The organism is Clostridium tunisiense TJ, from assembly GCF_000300195.1.
GTDB lineage: Bacteria > Bacillota > Clostridia > Clostridiales > Clostridiaceae > Clostridium_J > Clostridium_J tunisiense.
In genome coordinates this window covers 524,136-540,997 of record NZ_AMQH01000012.1, presented here as the reverse complement: position 1 = coordinate 540,997, position 16,862 = coordinate 524,136, and the positions used below count along the sequence as shown (strand labels likewise).

The window sequence follows — 16,862 nt, the reverse complement described above, 5'->3', positions numbered from 1 at the left end:
GACTCATATAGTATATTGATTTTTTCTTGTTCCTAATCATGTACTAAAAAGTGCCTTTTAAACCATTTCATTAAAGTGCTCATATACAATCTTACAATTTCTTGGTACCCTAAAAGCTATTCTTGAAGTATCATCATAGTATTCTTCGTCAAACACATCATTATCCTCATCCCACTCATCCTTGCATTCATATTCAATAAGTTTTGGCAAAATTATATCTTCTACCTTATTGTCGTAATCAAAGTTATCATTAGCATGAAAACCAAATTGTGAATCTGTGGTCATCCTAATACTACAAGGGATAATATCTGTGTTTTCGTCCATAATTTCAACAATTTCCTCTATTAATTCTTCTGCAACATGAGGAACTTCCATAAAAACAAATTCGTTACCTTTGTATTTCATTAATTTTGTTAATTGGTTTAAATCTCTGACTAAGTCGTAAATTGCCTCATATCCTTCTCTTGTAGTAACCATATATAAATTGCTTGAATATGCCATATAGCTAACCTCCATAAATAATAATATTACCCAGTATACTTCTATATTTAAATAGTACCTAAGTTTGATATTATATTTATACTTACTTTTACTATATTTGGTGCATATTTTACAATAAAAACTTTCAAATTAAACTGTTTATTTTTCATAAACTATAAAGCTTTTGGGGGAACCTTCCTTAGGTGCACTATTTTCATTAAGTTCAAAAACACCTTGAATTTCAACCTTTGAAATTTTACCAGTGGTTTCATAGGTAAACGAAGAAATTCTGTCTTTGCTATTAGGCTCGTATAGTTTAACTTCATTGAAAGGTAAGTTATATGTTTCTCCATCTTCTGTAGTCAGTATTACACTGCCAAATATTGAACCATATCCAATTGAAATTTTACTATTTGTTTTATTCTCAATATACAGTGAGGCTCCAATACCATCAAACAATGTGATTGTTTTATCTAATTGAATCTTAAATTCCCCAGGGAGAACTTCTGCTAATGCAAAACTCTGTGAGGAAACAGCTCCATTATAAATTATTTCAATCTTATTATTATCAAGATTTTTTTGCAAAAATAACATATCCTCATGCTCTGAACTATGACCATCCTTAGAGATTTCTACATATTTTGTATTGATTATTTTAGTATTTTCATTAAAATCCTCAGTAGATAAGATTTTATATTCTTTAACCTTATTATTTAGGAGGTAATCATCTATGGTTTTTTTTATGTCTTCCTCACTTGAATTTAAATGCTTAAGACTTTCACTGTTAATATATTTGATATAATCACTTGAGTTTTTATTGATTAAAGCCTTATAGATGCCATCTATGACTTTTTCAGCTTCCTTATTTGTAAAGATGTTTTCTTTTTCAGAAACATTTATATTTCTACTAGCTACATTCTTAGTAACACTACATCCCGTTAAAGTTAAAGAACATCCTATTACAAATGCTATGGTGGTGTTTACTAGAAACTTTTTCATTATTACCATCTCCTCCAAGAAAATAAGGTTAATAGTTTGTCCACATAAATGTTATATCATATTTATTATTAAAAAGTTATCATTAAAACAAATATTTATTCTACTTTGGTGCATTATATTACATTTCTCATATAATTTATTTTATAAATTTTTAATAGGCTATTTCAAACCTATTCATTGAAATAGCCTATCCACATAAAAATCATATAAATAATTAGTATATATGGAGAGCGCTTTACTTAGTTAATAGTTTTTCTGTATTTTCCTTAATCTTTTCAGGACTAATTATTAATCTATTAACCTTAGTTTCTATAGCTGCTCTTGAAACATATTCTGCTACCTTTGGAGCAATCCTTAAATCGAAAGGTGCAGGTATTACAAAATCTTCCCTTAATTCTTCAGGGCTAATTAACTCTGCTATAGCAGTAGCTGCAGCAATTTTCATTTCATCATTTATATCAGTTGCTCTTACATCTAAAGCACCTCTAAAAATACCTGGGAAAGCCAATACATTATTTACTTGATTAGGATAGTCGGACCTGCCAGTACAAACCACTCTAGCACCAGCTTCTTTCGCAACTCTAGGGTCAATTTCTGGATTAGGATTTGCCATGGCCATGATGATAGCATTCTCATTCATTGACTTTACCATATCACTATCTACACAATTACCAATTGAAACCCCTATAAACACATCCTTATCTTTTAGCACCTCTCTTAGACTACCTTTTTCTTTATTCTTATTACTAATCATAGCAATTTCACTTTTGTATTTGTTCATTTTTTCTTGTCTTCCAGAATAAATAGCACCTTTTGTATCACATAAAATCACATCATTTACCTTTAATTTTATTAAAAGTTTAGCTATGGCAATACCAGCTGCACCAGCTCCATTTATTACAACTCTTATATCTTGTAGATTTTTTTTAACTATTTTCAGTGAATTAAATAGACAAGCTAAAGACACTACAGCGGTTCCATGTTGATCATCATGAAAAATTGGTATGCTACAAATTTTCTTTAGTTGCTCTTCGATTTCAAAACACTCTGGAGCTTTGATGTCCTCTAGATTAATTCCCCCAAAAGAACTTTGAAGAAGCTTTACAGTGTTAATTATCTCACTGGGATCTTTAGTTTCTAAACAAATTGGAAAAGCATCGATACCCCCAAATGCCTTAAATAAAACTGCTTTTCCTTCCATAACTGGCAAACTAGCTCCAGGACCAATGTCCCCAAGTCCAAGCACAGCTGTACCATTTGTTACTATTGCAACCCAATTACCTTTTGATGTAAAATCATAAATTGTATCACTATCTTTATTAATTTCTAAGCAAGGTTCTGCTACTCCTGGAGTATAAGCTAAGGTCATCTGTTCTCTATTTTCAACAGGTACTTTACAATGCAGTGCTATTTTGCCTTTGTTAATCTTATGAAATTCCAAAGCTCTTTCTCTTAAATTCATTTTTATCTCCTTATAACTATTAATTTAGGATTAATCACAATAAACTGCAAATAAATTACCACTATATAGTCTGTAGTAATCCTAACTCATACTTCATAATATATAGTGGTATTTTTAATAAATGGCTCTTGTGTCATAACCTCTTAATAAAAATATATTTAAGATAAATTTAAAAGAGAACTATAATTTGAAATGTATTTTATATATAATATAATTTTAGTTTTTCACTCCTAAAATTCTAAGCCTGTAGGCATTTATAGCAGTCTCTCCAAGCTTATCCATAAGTTGATAATTAGCATAAGCTCCAACCACTGCACCAATTCCTGGAACTAATTGTAACATTTTAGCCAAATCTATATAGTCCCTATACTCAACCTGAAAGGTTTTCCAATCATAATCATTTATATTTTCGGGAAGTGTGTCTATATAAGTTTGCCAATTTAATAGATTATGATATACCTCATATCTTTTCTCATCACTAGAAAAAGCTAGAAGAAATATATGCAAGATATATAGTCTTTCAGTATAGTTCTTTACATCAAAACCAAATATACTAGCAGTATCAAACAAAAACTTCATTTTTATGCTCAAAAGTATAGGAAAATCCGCAAGTCCTAATAAAAGACCTCCAGCACCAGTTCCAGCTCCACTTACTGTTGCAGCTTTTCTATAAAAATTTAGCTTCTCTTCAACTAACTTTTCCCGTTCTTCTAAAACAGCATATAGTAGTGGCGCTTTCGTAATAAATCCTGAGCCTGTAAGCACAGCCTTAGTCATATTTTTAATAGCTTCGGTAATAATATTTTGAGCTTTTTCAGGAATTAAATTGTTAAATTTCTTTTGAACCCCCTTAGTAATCTTACTTGTAAAGGACGGTTTCTTACTCATTTTTTTCTGCCATTTTTTAAGTTCATAAAATGCTTGTTCTTCGTAACTAATCATGGATTCCTCCCTATATATTGAAATTAGTATATAGACTTTAATGAAATAGGTTAATTTGCTCATATCTGAAAGCTTAAAGTAAGTCAAATAAAGCTAATGAATAAAATATTATCTTATTCCTTTTAAGCTTACGTATATATAAAGCTTTCTCATAAATTATTTTAATAACTTCTTATTACTAGTTTAACTTATTATCAATTAAATTTATATATTCTTTAACCTGTTCATTCTCAGGAACACCATAGTACCAGTAGGAACTCTCCTGTATAGGAGTAGAAAAATATCTGGCCTTTAATATTACTTCTGGTCTATATTCAAAGTGAAGTATATCAAAATGTCCCCATTTTCCTCCCCAAACAAAATTGTGGTTTTCAAAAATCTTAACTAATTCCTTTGGGTAAGCCTGCATTCTTTTTTCTCCATTACTTCTAGTATTCCACTTCCAATAATCGTGAGGATGACTCTTTATATCTATGGCTATAGCAAAGGCATGAGGGCTTAACCTTCCTGTGCCAGACACATATCTATAATTATATGTTCCATTTATAGGATATACAAATCCACCAATTTTGCCATTGGTTTTTGAAGCTTCATTTACATCCTTTAAAACTGCCTTTAATGCTTCTGCCGCTCCATTTTGTTTATTAAATTGCCAACCATTGCAATTAGTTAAATTTCTTTCAATTGTCCCTTGATTACTACCATAGACTTCATGAAGCAAGTTATATATTCTTCCTCTTCCTGGATCAAAATTTACATCAGGTAACTCATCAATGCTATCTAGCGGATAAGGTTGCTCCAACATATCTTGAATATCTGGATTATTTAACTTCTCATCATGAGTTTTTTGTTTTTTATCATCGTATAATATTCTTTTACCAGACTTTAGAATTACATAAACATTTCCTTCAGCTGACTTTTCCACTCCAGTTACATGCTCCGGATAAGCAAGAAATAAACTTAATATATCTCTTTTCATTACAGTATTATAATCTTCCAAAGCTCTTACTTCCCTACAAGGAAAAACAGTGCATAATAAATAGGATAAAGTAAAAATCAATAACTTTTTCATTTTAAACCCTACCTTTCTATTGATTTATTATTTTATTTTACCCTAATGTACATGATTTATTTTGCTGAATCTCTTATTTTAAAAATCAACTAAACTCATTTTATTTAGTTTCTTGACAAATAAATTTTAATGAATCGAACCATCTTTTTTTATTTAAAAAACCTGATTGTTTTTTAAACTAACTATATAAAATTATGTGACATTTATTCTTTAAAATATAAATAAAAAGAAAAGTTTTTAGAATTTATGCCTTATCTAAAACCTTTTCTTAAGTAGGTTACTATAGCAAATTACTTTTTCTTTTCCATAACTATAAATTTAAAATCCTCATCCTCTAGATATTCTCCACACTTATTAAAGTGAAGCTTACTAAATAGGTTAATTGCTGGTATATTATTTTCACCAGTTTCTATATAAATTCTTTCAATATCCATATGATTAAATATATAATCTATTACAGCCTTAACTGAAGCATAGCCTATTCCCTTTTGCCAGTATCTTTTATCTCCAATTAAAACTCCCATCTCTCCTTGCTTTTTCTCTTTATCTATGCTGAAAAAGTTAACGAAACCAATAGAATGCCTTGCTGCATCTTCAATTATGAAGTACTTATATTTTCGATTCTCTATAGGGCTACTTATTATTTCATCTTCGAATCTTCTACAGTAATTTTCACATTCTTTCATTAAAGATTTAGTATCCTTAGGCAATGGTTTTGGATCATGCTTATTTATTTCTTGGTCAATTGACCAAGAAAACAAAGTTATCACATCACTGGTTAAGACATCCCTTATTATAATTTCATTATCCTTATAGTAAATCATTTAATCCCCCACCTCAATAAATTTAATATACAATTTAAGTCTTCCACAACTTTTTACTGACAAGCTATTAATTCAGATAAGATTTTCTTCACCATGTGTAAGATTAATATATTTTCAAGAAATTTATCAGTTATTCTCTAAGTTGTATTTCATAATTATTTCATCCTCATCCACTTCACCAGTATGATAAAAGCCTATATTAAGATACAGATTTTTAGCTTCCTCATCTCCTTCAATATAACAGAGAACAATAGAAGTGTACCTATTTTTTCTCTTTATCAAATCTATCCATAGGTTCATAGCTGCTTTGCCATAACCCATTCTTTGATATTTTTCGGTAATCATAAATTGATCTAATACGCAAAATAATTTATTATCCTCTACATATTCACGTTCCATTAACAGCCCAATAGGCATGTCCTCATTGTATATAGCATACACTTGGCTATTGGAGTCTCTAAAAGCATATGCTTTTGCAAGAATTGTTATATTTGGAGCAACAAATTCTTTTTGTTTTTCTTTAACTTTTAACTTATTAAAAGTCCGCCAATTATCAGGAGTAATAATCTCAAAATGTATATCCACCTTTATCCCTCCATGACTTTATCGAATAATTTTACAAAGATATATTACTTTCTTCTGTTATACCAGCCTTATCAATCATAAAGTTTACTATTCCAAAATCTGTTTCTCTAACATCATCATATATCTTGCAGATTTCATCATAATCATAAACCATAATACCACTCCAATATATAATATCATCAAATACAATATTTTACTTTTATGGTATCATAATATAATTTTCCAGTAAAGTAAAATATAAACTTACCTATTTTTTTCTATTCTCTTCTAAAGCATTATTTTATGAAGAGTGAGTCAGGTAAGCTATTTAGGTTTCTATATAAAAATTAGATTAGATTCTATTTTTTATGGCCCTATTCTGAGGTGTAACGCAATGTAAATAAAAAGGCTGAACAGTTAGTGAGGGGTTAAACCTTCACTGGCTGCTAAGCCTTTAACATAACTTTATTATCAGTAGCACAACTTTATTGTGTGTGACATGACTTTTTTGTTATTTGATACAATAAAGTATTATTATCTCATTGCCTCTTCAATAGCAACTGGATACAAGAATAATAATAAACAAAGAAAAATAGCTTTTTGGTAACCTCTTGTCTAAAATAAAATTATCTCTGAATACTTATTGAATTTACAATTATTTGCTTTTGACCTGCTCTCTAGAATAAACTATAAACAGTTTCTTCTTGCTATTTGCACTAGCAAGTGAAGAACATGGCATTCACCATGTATCACAAGCACCCCAGAGGTGCAAATTCTTCCATAAAAGTGCTAAAACTCAACACTTCTCATACGTAATATATTAACTTAGTTCATAATCTAACTTTACTTTAATATAAAATCTACAGCTTGTACTAATTTATCACTTAAATCATTAGGGTAACAATGACCTATTCCATCATTAATGTAATATTGGTATGGAACGCCAATATCCTTAAAGTCTTTCATCATCTCATCCACTTTTGGCACCGGCACATCCTTCTCGCCTTCCATAAACACACCTTTTACACCTCGATGTAACAGCTCTTCAATATTGTCTTTTGTAAATGAATTTGGCTTGGATGAGCATAGAGCAATAAATCCCTTTACTGGAACAGTATTAGTCATTGCAATATCTATAGCTGCTTTAGCTCCGCCTGAGAATCCCCCAATTATGATACTATTCTCATTAATTGAATACTCATTGCTTATAGCATCATAACATCTCTTAATCTCATCATATGCTGAATCATAACATTCACTAATTTCATAACTACTTTGTGATATTGGACGTATCTGTTCTGAATCTGGCCAATTTTTCTGATCAGGACTATAAAAAACTGTTTTTGTCCATGAATAACCATTGTGGCTGATTAATTGACTTGATTGAATATAAACAACAATGAAACCTTTATTTAATAACTCTTCAGCTTTCCAAAACTCTTTGTGATATGCTATATTATCTCCATCACCATGTAAATTTATAAATAAAGGGTACCTTTTTCCTTTAGTATAGTTTTGAGGCAATAAAACCTCCCATACTAGACTTAAATTTTCTTGTTGACGACTTCTTTGAAAATCATTTTTCTCTCTTAATTTTATGTAGTCCTTACTTTTAGTAAATGGATCAGAGAATCTGCTCCAATATAAAGGACATACATAACTTCTGTCAACTAAGTATGTTAAATCTTTTAGACACTCATCATATAATTTTGATTTGCTATTGAGTTGAGCTTTATCTAGTATAATATTAAATAAATATTTTTCCAACTCTTCTTCTGGAAGACTTTTCATTCCATTTTTTAACAAAGTTAAAGCTTCCATATACTTTCCTTGAGAAAAAGGTACAGAGTACTCATTCTCTAATTCTTTAAAACTATTGTATTTCATATACAATCCCCCCACTATTTTCGTAGTGTCAAAGTTTATGTTAAGAAACTTTGGCAAAGACCTTTATTTTTTATATTCTATCTACGCTAAACTTGAACCACCTTGTTTTGAAAGGTATATTTAAATTTGTGAATAAAAAATTACAAATTAACAAATGAGGATCAAGTTTAAACCATGATTATAAATCACCTAATTGAACATATTATTTATCTACATTATTTAGTTACAATACTAATGTCCATAGCCTTTAAAATTGAGAATCGTACACCTGTCATCGATCCTGAACTTGAGAATACTAAGGAGATGTTTTCTATCACACAATCATGGAAATAAATCCTTTAAGTTTTTTTCACAAAAGTCTACCCAAGCTTTTTCAAAGTCTATAGTCAATAATTCACCAACTATACTTATGGTTATTTTTTCACTAGCCCTTAATATAGTATCCTTAATATTTTTTCGTTCTTTAATGTGTGTTGGAGTAATCTCCAGGTAAATATCATCAATTAAAATAAAAATCACAGTAATTATATCTTCTATTTCAAATATATCGTTATCTCCAAAATTTACTAATTATGATCATATTATACATATTGTGTATATAAAATACTATAACTATTTTCAAATTTGCCGAATTAGTGTGCAATATAGCCCCAAATCATATCTTTGAGCAATCTATTTATAATATACATTCAATAATCTAAATGTTTCTCTTTCACTATTAAAACCTTATATAATCTAATCTGTATTCAAAAATTCAGAAGGCTCTTCCCTGTGAATAAATCTCCCCAACTCTCCCACACCCTCTCACGCCTTCTACCGCCTACCTTCACGACATATCCCTATTTTTCCCTCATAAAAAAGTCTACCACGAAAAAATCACGCTTTTTACCGACTTATACACAGAGTAGAATTAAGGTTCAAAAGTAAAATCATAATAAAGTCCCACATAAAAGCCCAGCATAAAGCCATTTGCTAAACGTGGAGCTAATTTATCTATTTATTTCTTCCCGAACTTTTTTATGAGTTTGAGGAAGTTTTTTATTAGATGGCGATGCTTATTTTAAGTATATAGTTTTTTTATTTTCTAAAGGCTTTTTTAATTGCAACAGGAGTAGCATATTTGCAAGGCTTTAATAGTTGTTTGTGTATTATGCGTGTACTATATTAAACTGCCTATACTTTGTTAAATGTTCTTATTCAATCCCATTCTTTATCCTATTCCCTATCCTTTAACATAGGACTAATAAAATCATGTTTTAACCTTTATTTTACTAGCTTTAATTCTATAATAATTCTTGTGAAGTTATAATATAACTGATAAATCATTATAACTATAATCTACTCTTACTATCTTGCATTTTATTTCTCTGTTTCCCTCTTTTTTCCTTTTCTTTTTTTCTTCTATCATAACAGCTGGAAGTGCTCCAAACTGTTTTAAAAATATCCTTCACAAATTTCATAGAACAAAAATAAAAAAATAAAGTAGCTCTATGAACCACCCTATTTTTATAGTAATCTAAGTATTTTTATGTACAATACACTTGTATTTACTTTTAAAAGTATACTAACAAATCTTTAAAATATCAGTATTCTAATGTTAATAGATATTATAATAAATTTTCTTCTACTTTACATAATGTATCATAGCATAAATTCTGAAAATAATGGAACTAATGGCTCTTTAATGAAATCATTTTCCAAAGCATTAAAATAAACTGTTTTAAACCTTTCATTATATTCATTAGAGTCCAGCATATTCTTCCACATTCTCACAAATGTTGTTTTCCCTGTTCTCCATTCTGAATCTAATGACATTACCATTGACGCATCCTGTGGCTCAATTATTTTAGTTAAATTTTTCGCTATAAATTTTCTATTAAATACATCTTCTTCAAATGTATTTAAATTTTTTCCCTGCTCATCATTAATAATCCCCCATAATAACTTTTAATTAATTAGTATTATATAAGGATTATTATATTATCACTTCAATATATTATTAAACTCAGGATCTAATTCTCATTTCATACATTTATGAGAGCAAAATACTAATTTTAGACATAATAAAAGCAACTACTATTTTTACTTAGTAAGTGCTTCCTAAATAAACTTAATTTCCTTATTTAAGAAACTGTCATTTGATTCTATTGCTATACATCTTGGAGAATCATATACTGGCACAATCTCATACTCCAATCCATCTATTAAATACTTGGAATATTTTTTTAATGGTTTATCTTCATCTAGCTTTAACACAGCATAATTTTTTACTCTAAACTCAGAAATTACTTTACACATGCTATTCACCCTCCATAACTTCTTTTAATGCATTTTTATAATACTCTAATTGTTTCATTGTTATTTATATTTCGTTTCTAGGAATTTTATATTTTTTCGAGTTATTGATTAGATATTCTTTAGCATCTATTTCATTTAAAATACTTCTTAATGGCTCACCCTTATCGTCATTTTGCTTCCTTAAGTTTTGCTCAAAATGATATGTTTCTTCTAACACTTCACTTATACACATCTTTTCTAAATAACAGTACATCCCCAATATTTGCAGCAACAGCTCCAAAGTCATTAAGGTGTTTTTCAACCTCTTCAGTTCCTCTAATTATAAGCGCACCATAGAAATAGTTCCTTCTGGAACTTGACTAAGCATTTGAGCTGTTGCCAAATCGTCACTAGGTATGTTGCGAGTATAAATGGCTTTAACATCTTTAAAGTCATAGTTTTTATTCTTTTTAAGATTAAGATAAATAAATAAGAATCTAATTCTATTCTTAACCATATTTTTACGAGCTTTAATCTCTAGGTTACACTTATTCTCCAGTAGAATTAATCTGGATCTTAAGGTTATACCTGATAAATTAGGCTGTAACTTTTCATTATGGTTAATATGGCAAGCAATCTGATACATGATATCCTCATATCTATCTAAAGTATTTTGAATAAATGTATCATTAATGTTTTTTATTAACCAGGAAGCATCTCCACCAGCTTGGGAAAATTGGATAACCCTTAACTTCTTCATATTAGGAATATATTTATCATCTACTTGAGCATTTTAAATAACAAATAAACATTCCTAAAATCACTTATTTCATTACCAACATCAGATAGATTTGTTTCAAAAGCATCCTATACCCCTTTAGTATCCTTATATAGGCTATCATCTATCTTTTTCTCTGTGAGCTCCCCAACAGTTACTGGAACTACACCAAAAATATTAATAGTTGGTGTAGCTACCTTATTGAATTCATTATCAAGATGATAAATATAATTTTCAGTGTAAACATCGATGTAGTAACTGTTAGTCTCAAAATCATTCTATCATTAATATACTGAATAATATTTTCAGGCTGAATCTTTAGTTCTGGTTTTAAATAGGGATATATATCGCTATGACTACTTTTCATTTTTACATCATGTATAACATCTAAGATTATTGATGAGTTGCTTATTTCTTCCAAGTCTATTTAACTCTGTTAATATTAAAGCTATTTTTTCATTTGGATTAACTTTCCTTACTAACTCTATATCCTGAAGCATTTTAACATAAGAAGGCCTATTAAAATTTTTTCCTGTTTGTTGATCGGTATAAATATCATTAACTAATTCAAGTTTCTCTTTAGCAATAAATTCATTGATTTCAGATATTCCTCTATCCAAATGTTGCTTTTCGTAGACGTTCTGTGGTAAGCAAAATATAACATATTAATACCTCTAGTTTTTAATACTATAGCAATTAGAGTTAAGTACCCTTTGATTTTCTGGGAGTAATATAAAAATCGCCTAACTGGTCAACGTGGTTCTGACCACTTCAATTTTAGAAGGTATCCCCCTTCATCTTTAAAGTTTACTTGCATAAACTCATTTCCATAATATTATTATGCTCCTATGGTATCAAAATATAAACATACATTTTTGATACACAAACTACAGCTTTATATACTTTATAAAGTTCATAATATCGTTTAAATTTTATTAGTATCACTAGGTATACTTTTCAAGACTATTATAAAGCAACTATTTTATTCTGCTTTCTTTAACACTTTAAACTTATTAAACTCTTGTGTTAAGTCCTCAGTATTTATATTATCTTTATCTTCTTTGTTCGTTACATCTGCAACCTTTGATGTTGGAGTACCATAGATTCTATTTATTAAGTATTCTAGAGCATCTAATTTATTCTTCTCACTCTTACCAGTTAACGCTATCTTTTCTAATTCTTCTAAGAACTGATGCGATTTAGATAATATTCTTTGTTCTCCCTGCTTTTTTATCTATTGTATCTGTCTGTCCAGTTCTGCCTTAAACTATTTATCATCAATCCAAGCATAAATACTCTTTCTATTCACACCAACTAACTTAGCTGTATCCGTTATGTTTTCACACTTTATAATACATTCAATAGCTTTTAATTTTCTTTCATATAACATTAAATCAATCACCTCCACTTCTTAAAATTACACTTAAACAAAGTAACACTTGTATCAAGTATTTTACCTTGATAAGTTATTTTAACATAATAAAAAACTAGAGATTCCTCCCTAGTTCATAACTAATATTAATTTTTAATTCCTAAAAAGCTTTTGATTTCCTCTGTATTTTTAAGTATTTCATCTAGCTTTCCACTGTCATCTTCTGTAGCAACTACTTCACTTAAAGCTGTAGATAATGTACTTGGTTTGCTCTCAACCTTATTTAAAACTAGTAAACAAATCTCATAAAAAGAGTATTCATGAAATATCATAGTGTTAGTATATCTTTCTGCTTCACTAAATAGATAAAATATGGAGTAAAAAACTCCAATAAGGCTTAATAGCGTTAAATATCTATCATCAAAACCCACTTGCTGATTACTTAAAAATACTACACTCGACATACTCGCCATAACTGTCATTGCTGAAATTATAATAGAGTAATTATTAATCTTTGATGAATTGCTCTGCTCTTTAATATTACTTTCCCATTCTAATTTTATATCAGAAATATCTCTTTCTTTGCCCTCGTAAATTACCTTATTATCTTTAATACTATTATTTAAATGTTCCTTAAAATCTGAAATAAAGTCTTGCTTTGTTTTTTGTTTATTATACATGGCATTTATTTCAAATTTTTTATTTACTAGTTTATACCACTTTTTTACTTGTTTACTCATTTTATCACCTTTAGATGTATCATTATTAACTAATCCTATACTAAAATAAATTACTTTTTCTTTTTAAATATTTTCTTAACTAAACTATTTTTTTGAACTACGCTTGCTGCAACCTCTAATATTGCTGGTGCTACAATATCCATAAAAACATCTTTTTTAGAATCAATATTTTCACTTTTTAACTGTTCTACCATAGCTTGTTGGTTCTTTATATCTTGCTTTTTAGTATTTTCATCATCATATTCTTTTTCTAAATCCTCTAAAGCCTTTAAAGAAATGTATATCATTAAGTCATTTGGCTTAGTTTTATTTATATCTTTAGACATATAATATAAAAACAAAAATAGGGCTAAATAAGTTAATAAATATATAATTATGCTGTTTTTTATACTAACTAGCTTAATTCCATCAATTACAGTAAATTGAGCAAATACGCAAAACATAGCTGTAATTATTGTATTTCCATTCTTTGTCGATGTTCCCTGAAATTTGCCAATATTTTTTTCTAATCTAATTTTTTCAATTGTAATATCAATTTCTTTATTTTCCATTTTGCTTTTATATTCAGTTTTTATATGGTTATACGAGTTAAGAATATTTTTATAATCATCTTCATGATATAATTTAAAATAACTATCGAACTCTTTAATAATTTGCTTATCACTTATAAAGTTATTTTTTTCTTTTTTGCTTTTTCTATGAAATAAATTCAAACAAAAACACCCCCACATACATTCTACATAGGAGTGTAATATTTTGTCAAACTTTACATAATAAAAAACACACCTGTAAAGATGTGTTTACTAACAATAATTATTCTACATATCTATAAGAATTAGAAATAATCATATAATTTTCATCAGGTTCAGATAAATCTTTTGCATATATTTCTATATCATCTCTAACTTCTATATGTTGTTTTAATAAATCATAATCAGCTTTATTGTAACCCATAACAAATTTCCCATTATTAGCACAGTCCAGATAGTCAAATAAGTAGTATTTTCTACCATGCTTATTCTCATAACAAGTAACTAAGTGTGTACTTGGTATATAATCAAAATGATGACCTGTCGCACTTGTGTATCCACCATTAGTTTCTACCAAAAGAGTTATTAATTTTTCCCATAGAAATTTATCATTATTATTATTAATCATCATTATCACCTCTCAAATTATATATATTCAAAATTTAGAAGGTTAATGATAAATAATAAAAGAGTACTTAAATTAATAGTACTTTCTAATCTAATTCTATTTTTCTAATTATTTTCACTGGTGGTACTAACAAATATTCCCAAAGTGGATTATCATCAATTCCTTGATTTCCTTTCCAGTAGTCATTAAAAATATAAGAATTAATAAGTATAGAAGGTGTGTTTATCCCAAGCAAATTCATATTTGCCTTAAAATAACTTTCACACTCCACTTCCCATACAGTAAAGTTTTTAGCATTTAATAAAGTCGCTAATCTAAAAATATCATTAATGTTTTCAACTGCAAACAAACACTTATTTCTTGATGGTTTGTTATTAAAGTTAGCTTTTCTAATATATTCTAATATTAATTCAATTATTGGATTACTATTATTATGACCTCCAAATGCGAAATACATTTCTCCATGTCTAGTAACACCGTCAGAAAATAATTCATTAAAATGATTTTGTAATTCTGACGATAATTTAGGAACATTTGTACACTCTATATCATCTATTTGTTTAAGTTCAACTACTTGACCTTCTTTAAGTGAATTTCCTCGATCTAAATGATAAAATTTCATTATATTACTACCTCTATTTTCAAATATCAATGAATTTAAAATCAAGAGTAATATTGCTTAATCCTATTTATAACATTTGAGGAACATATTTCAATTAATTTAGTTTCATCTGAAAAATTATCTTTACACGCAAAGTATTCTTCTAACATATTTTTAATTGAGAAGAATTTACTTGAATTAAAATGTTTATAGAATGTAAAGCCATAAATATCACCACTTGAACCACTAGAAAACTCTATCATATAAGATAATTTATCTAATGCACTATATGTATAGTTATAGAAAATTTTTAACCTACAATCCATATATGCATGTCTATTTTTTAAATTATATACTAAGGCTAAACTTCCTTCGCATACCTCTTTACCATCACCATACATGAAGTAATCAATATGATATTTTTCCACCATTTTTTCTATATCTTCAAAAATACCAGCAAAACCATCATCTTCTTTAGTTAAAAATTCATTTACCATATCCTTAACAATAACATTATTGGCTCTTTCATATTTTTGAATTAAAGAATCATTTCCAATATCAAGCAAATTACCATTTTGGTCTTCTAAAAAGACGGTACAATCTTTCTTAATTAGATTTTTACACTTCATTATTTTACACCCTCTCAAAAATATCTATACTTCCATTATTCTACAAAAGGTAATAAATTCCTTCTATTTTTCCAAAACTTCACCACATATTTTTCTTGCTTCATCGCATATCTTTATAATCTCATCACATTTTGCAACAATCTTTTGAGTACTCTCATCATTGATTCTTATCAACTCTTTCTTAATCGATAAAGGGTATAAGCAAAAAACTCCATCTGGCAACCCTAGTACAGTCTATGATTATATCAAAAGAATTGATAAGATTTGTGAATGGGAATGTATGACTTGGGAAGAGTTGGCTGATAGTATACAAAATATTTTGTATCAATATGATATTGGTGGTGAAAAAGAGAATCTAGGAAAATTATCTCATAATGCAGTAATTAACGCTTTGAGACGCTTTTATGATTTTGTAATAAGATAAAAGTTATAGTAATCAGTTGAATTAATTAAATAAGTTTTACAAATAAAATACTGCGGTATTCAGAAATGAACTTTGCGGTATTTTTATATTTTAATCCAAGATAATTTGTGTTATAAAAAAGGCTAGAAATTCATCCAGTCTAACATCCCTATTCCTCTCTTATTATTTTAATGCTATTTTATACTATCTATAAAACACTATTAAAATAATAAATATTTTCTTAATTTTAGTTGACACTTCGGTTAGGAACTTCTAAAGTTGGGGAAATGTTAAGCAATTAGACGTAGTTTCCCCCTAAAACAGGGGAAAAATAAAAAGTTGGGTTTAATGTTGAAGTTTCTTATTTGTACTGCTATTGTATTATGCTTCATCCTTTTATAAACTGCTCTAAAAGTCTGCTATAATCCCGTATTTGCATACCAGCATACCTGCCTATCTAATTTATTAAACGACTAGATACATTCGTTTTAAGGACAAATATTACGATAACAGTAATAATACATGTCCTAGCCTATTGTTTTGCAGCGGCAAGGCTAATCCTACAAGATTTATTTATAGTTGCTCTAGTGCTTATACAACTAACCTAAACCACTAAAAAAGGGTATAAGAAATAAACCTTGAAATAAGAAACTTTTTAAAATATAATATAATTA

The 16,862-nt window shown here is 28.3% G+C and carries 21 protein-coding genes and 1 pseudogene; all 22 read right to left on the bottom strand.

What is annotated here, in order from left to right; all coding sequences use genetic code 11:
- Positions 1-57: 57 nt before the first annotated feature.
- The 22 genes and pseudogenes from C661_RS0114445 to C661_RS0114330 all read right to left on the bottom strand — a co-directional run bounded on the left by C661_RS0114445 (position 58) and on the right by C661_RS0114330 (position 15,785).
- A complete protein-coding gene (locus C661_RS0114445; protein WP_017416054.1) occupies positions 58-501 on the bottom strand; it encodes a hypothetical protein in 444 nt (147 codons plus the stop codon).
- A gap of 138 nt (positions 502-639) precedes the next feature.
- Positions 640-1,479 carry a hypothetical protein gene (locus C661_RS0114435; RefSeq protein ID WP_017416052.1) on the bottom strand — a complete coding sequence of 280 codons (840 nt, stop codon included), beginning with the start codon at positions 1,477-1,479 and terminating at the stop codon, positions 640-642.
- Between the two features lie 235 nt (positions 1,480-1,714).
- A complete protein-coding gene (locus C661_RS0114430; RefSeq protein ID WP_017416051.1) occupies positions 1,715-2,941 on the bottom strand; it encodes an NAD(P)-dependent malic enzyme in 1,227 nt (408 codons plus the stop codon).
- 216 nt (positions 2,942-3,157) lie between these two features.
- On the bottom strand, positions 3,158-3,883 hold the full coding sequence (locus C661_RS0114425; protein WP_017416050.1) for an EcsC family protein: 726 nt from the start codon (positions 3,881-3,883) through the stop codon (positions 3,158-3,160).
- A 178-nt stretch (positions 3,884-4,061) separates the two neighbouring features.
- Positions 4,062-4,955 carry a M15 family metallopeptidase gene (locus C661_RS0114420; protein WP_017416049.1) on the bottom strand — a complete coding sequence of 298 codons (894 nt, stop codon included), beginning with the start codon at positions 4,953-4,955 and terminating at the stop codon, positions 4,062-4,064.
- A gap of 290 nt (positions 4,956-5,245) precedes the next feature.
- On the bottom strand, positions 5,246-5,779 hold the full coding sequence (locus tag C661_RS0114415; protein WP_017416048.1) for a GNAT family N-acetyltransferase: 534 nt from the start codon (positions 5,777-5,779) through the stop codon (positions 5,246-5,248).
- 126 nt (positions 5,780-5,905) lie between these two features.
- On the bottom strand, positions 5,906-6,364 hold the full coding sequence (locus tag C661_RS0114410; protein WP_017416047.1) for a GNAT family N-acetyltransferase: 459 nt from the start codon (positions 6,362-6,364) through the stop codon (positions 5,906-5,908).
- Positions 6,365-6,395: 31 nt separating this feature from the next.
- Entirely contained in the window at positions 6,396-6,518 is a 123-nt protein-coding gene (locus tag C661_RS24435; protein ID WP_017416046.1) for a hypothetical protein, read from the bottom strand.
- A gap of 668 nt (positions 6,519-7,186) precedes the next feature.
- On the bottom strand, positions 7,187-8,230 hold the full coding sequence (locus C661_RS0114400) for an alpha/beta hydrolase (RefSeq protein ID WP_017416045.1): 1,044 nt from the start codon (positions 8,228-8,230) through the stop codon (positions 7,187-7,189).
- A gap of 324 nt (positions 8,231-8,554) precedes the next feature.
- A pseudogene (locus C661_RS22030) lies at positions 8,555-8,776 on the bottom strand (IS982 family transposase); the annotation flags it as partial.
- Between the two features lie 785 nt (positions 8,777-9,561).
- On the bottom strand, positions 9,562-9,690 hold the full coding sequence (locus C661_RS24430; protein WP_278244009.1) for a hypothetical protein: 129 nt from the start codon (positions 9,688-9,690) through the stop codon (positions 9,562-9,564).
- Between the two features lie 181 nt (positions 9,691-9,871).
- Positions 9,872-10,096, bottom strand: coding sequence for a P-loop NTPase fold protein (locus C661_RS24295; RefSeq protein ID WP_278244016.1), 225 nt, complete (start codon positions 10,094-10,096; stop codon positions 9,872-9,874).
- A gap of 234 nt (positions 10,097-10,330) precedes the next feature.
- On the bottom strand, positions 10,331-10,528 hold the full coding sequence (locus C661_RS0114375; protein ID WP_017416040.1) for a hypothetical protein: 198 nt from the start codon (positions 10,526-10,528) through the stop codon (positions 10,331-10,333).
- 64 nt (positions 10,529-10,592) lie between these two features.
- Entirely contained in the window at positions 10,593-10,781 is a 189-nt protein-coding gene (locus C661_RS0114370; RefSeq protein ID WP_192812669.1) for a hypothetical protein, read from the bottom strand.
- A 66-nt stretch (positions 10,782-10,847) separates the two neighbouring features.
- On the bottom strand, positions 10,848-11,267 hold the full coding sequence (locus tag C661_RS24290) for a phage portal protein (protein ID WP_017416038.1): 420 nt from the start codon (positions 11,265-11,267) through the stop codon (positions 10,848-10,850).
- A 392-nt stretch (positions 11,268-11,659) separates the two neighbouring features.
- Entirely contained in the window at positions 11,660-11,905 is a 246-nt protein-coding gene (locus tag C661_RS22020; RefSeq protein ID WP_017416037.1) for a recombinase family protein, read from the bottom strand.
- Between the two features lie 647 nt (positions 11,906-12,552).
- A complete protein-coding gene (locus tag C661_RS23190; protein WP_017416036.1) occupies positions 12,553-12,675 on the bottom strand; it encodes a helix-turn-helix domain-containing protein in 123 nt (40 codons plus the stop codon).
- 128 nt (positions 12,676-12,803) lie between these two features.
- Positions 12,804-13,397, bottom strand: a complete 594-nt coding sequence (locus tag C661_RS0114350; protein ID WP_017416035.1) for a hypothetical protein — start codon at positions 13,395-13,397, stop codon at positions 12,804-12,806.
- A gap of 50 nt (positions 13,398-13,447) precedes the next feature.
- Positions 13,448-14,110: a hypothetical protein gene (locus C661_RS0114345; RefSeq protein WP_017416034.1), complete on the bottom strand. Its 663-nt coding sequence runs from the start codon at positions 14,108-14,110 to the stop codon at positions 13,448-13,450.
- Positions 14,111-14,210: 100 nt separating this feature from the next.
- Positions 14,211-14,558 (bottom strand): hypothetical protein, encoded by a 348-nt coding sequence (locus C661_RS0114340; protein ID WP_157785698.1) that lies wholly within the window; start codon positions 14,556-14,558, stop codon positions 14,211-14,213.
- Between the two features lie 82 nt (positions 14,559-14,640).
- A complete protein-coding gene (locus C661_RS0114335; RefSeq protein WP_017416032.1) occupies positions 14,641-15,177 on the bottom strand; it encodes a DUF2441 domain-containing protein in 537 nt (178 codons plus the stop codon).
- 41 nt (positions 15,178-15,218) lie between these two features.
- On the bottom strand, positions 15,219-15,785 hold the full coding sequence (locus C661_RS0114330; RefSeq protein ID WP_017416031.1) for a hypothetical protein: 567 nt from the start codon (positions 15,783-15,785) through the stop codon (positions 15,219-15,221).
- Between the last annotated feature and the right edge of the window lie 1,077 nt (positions 15,786-16,862).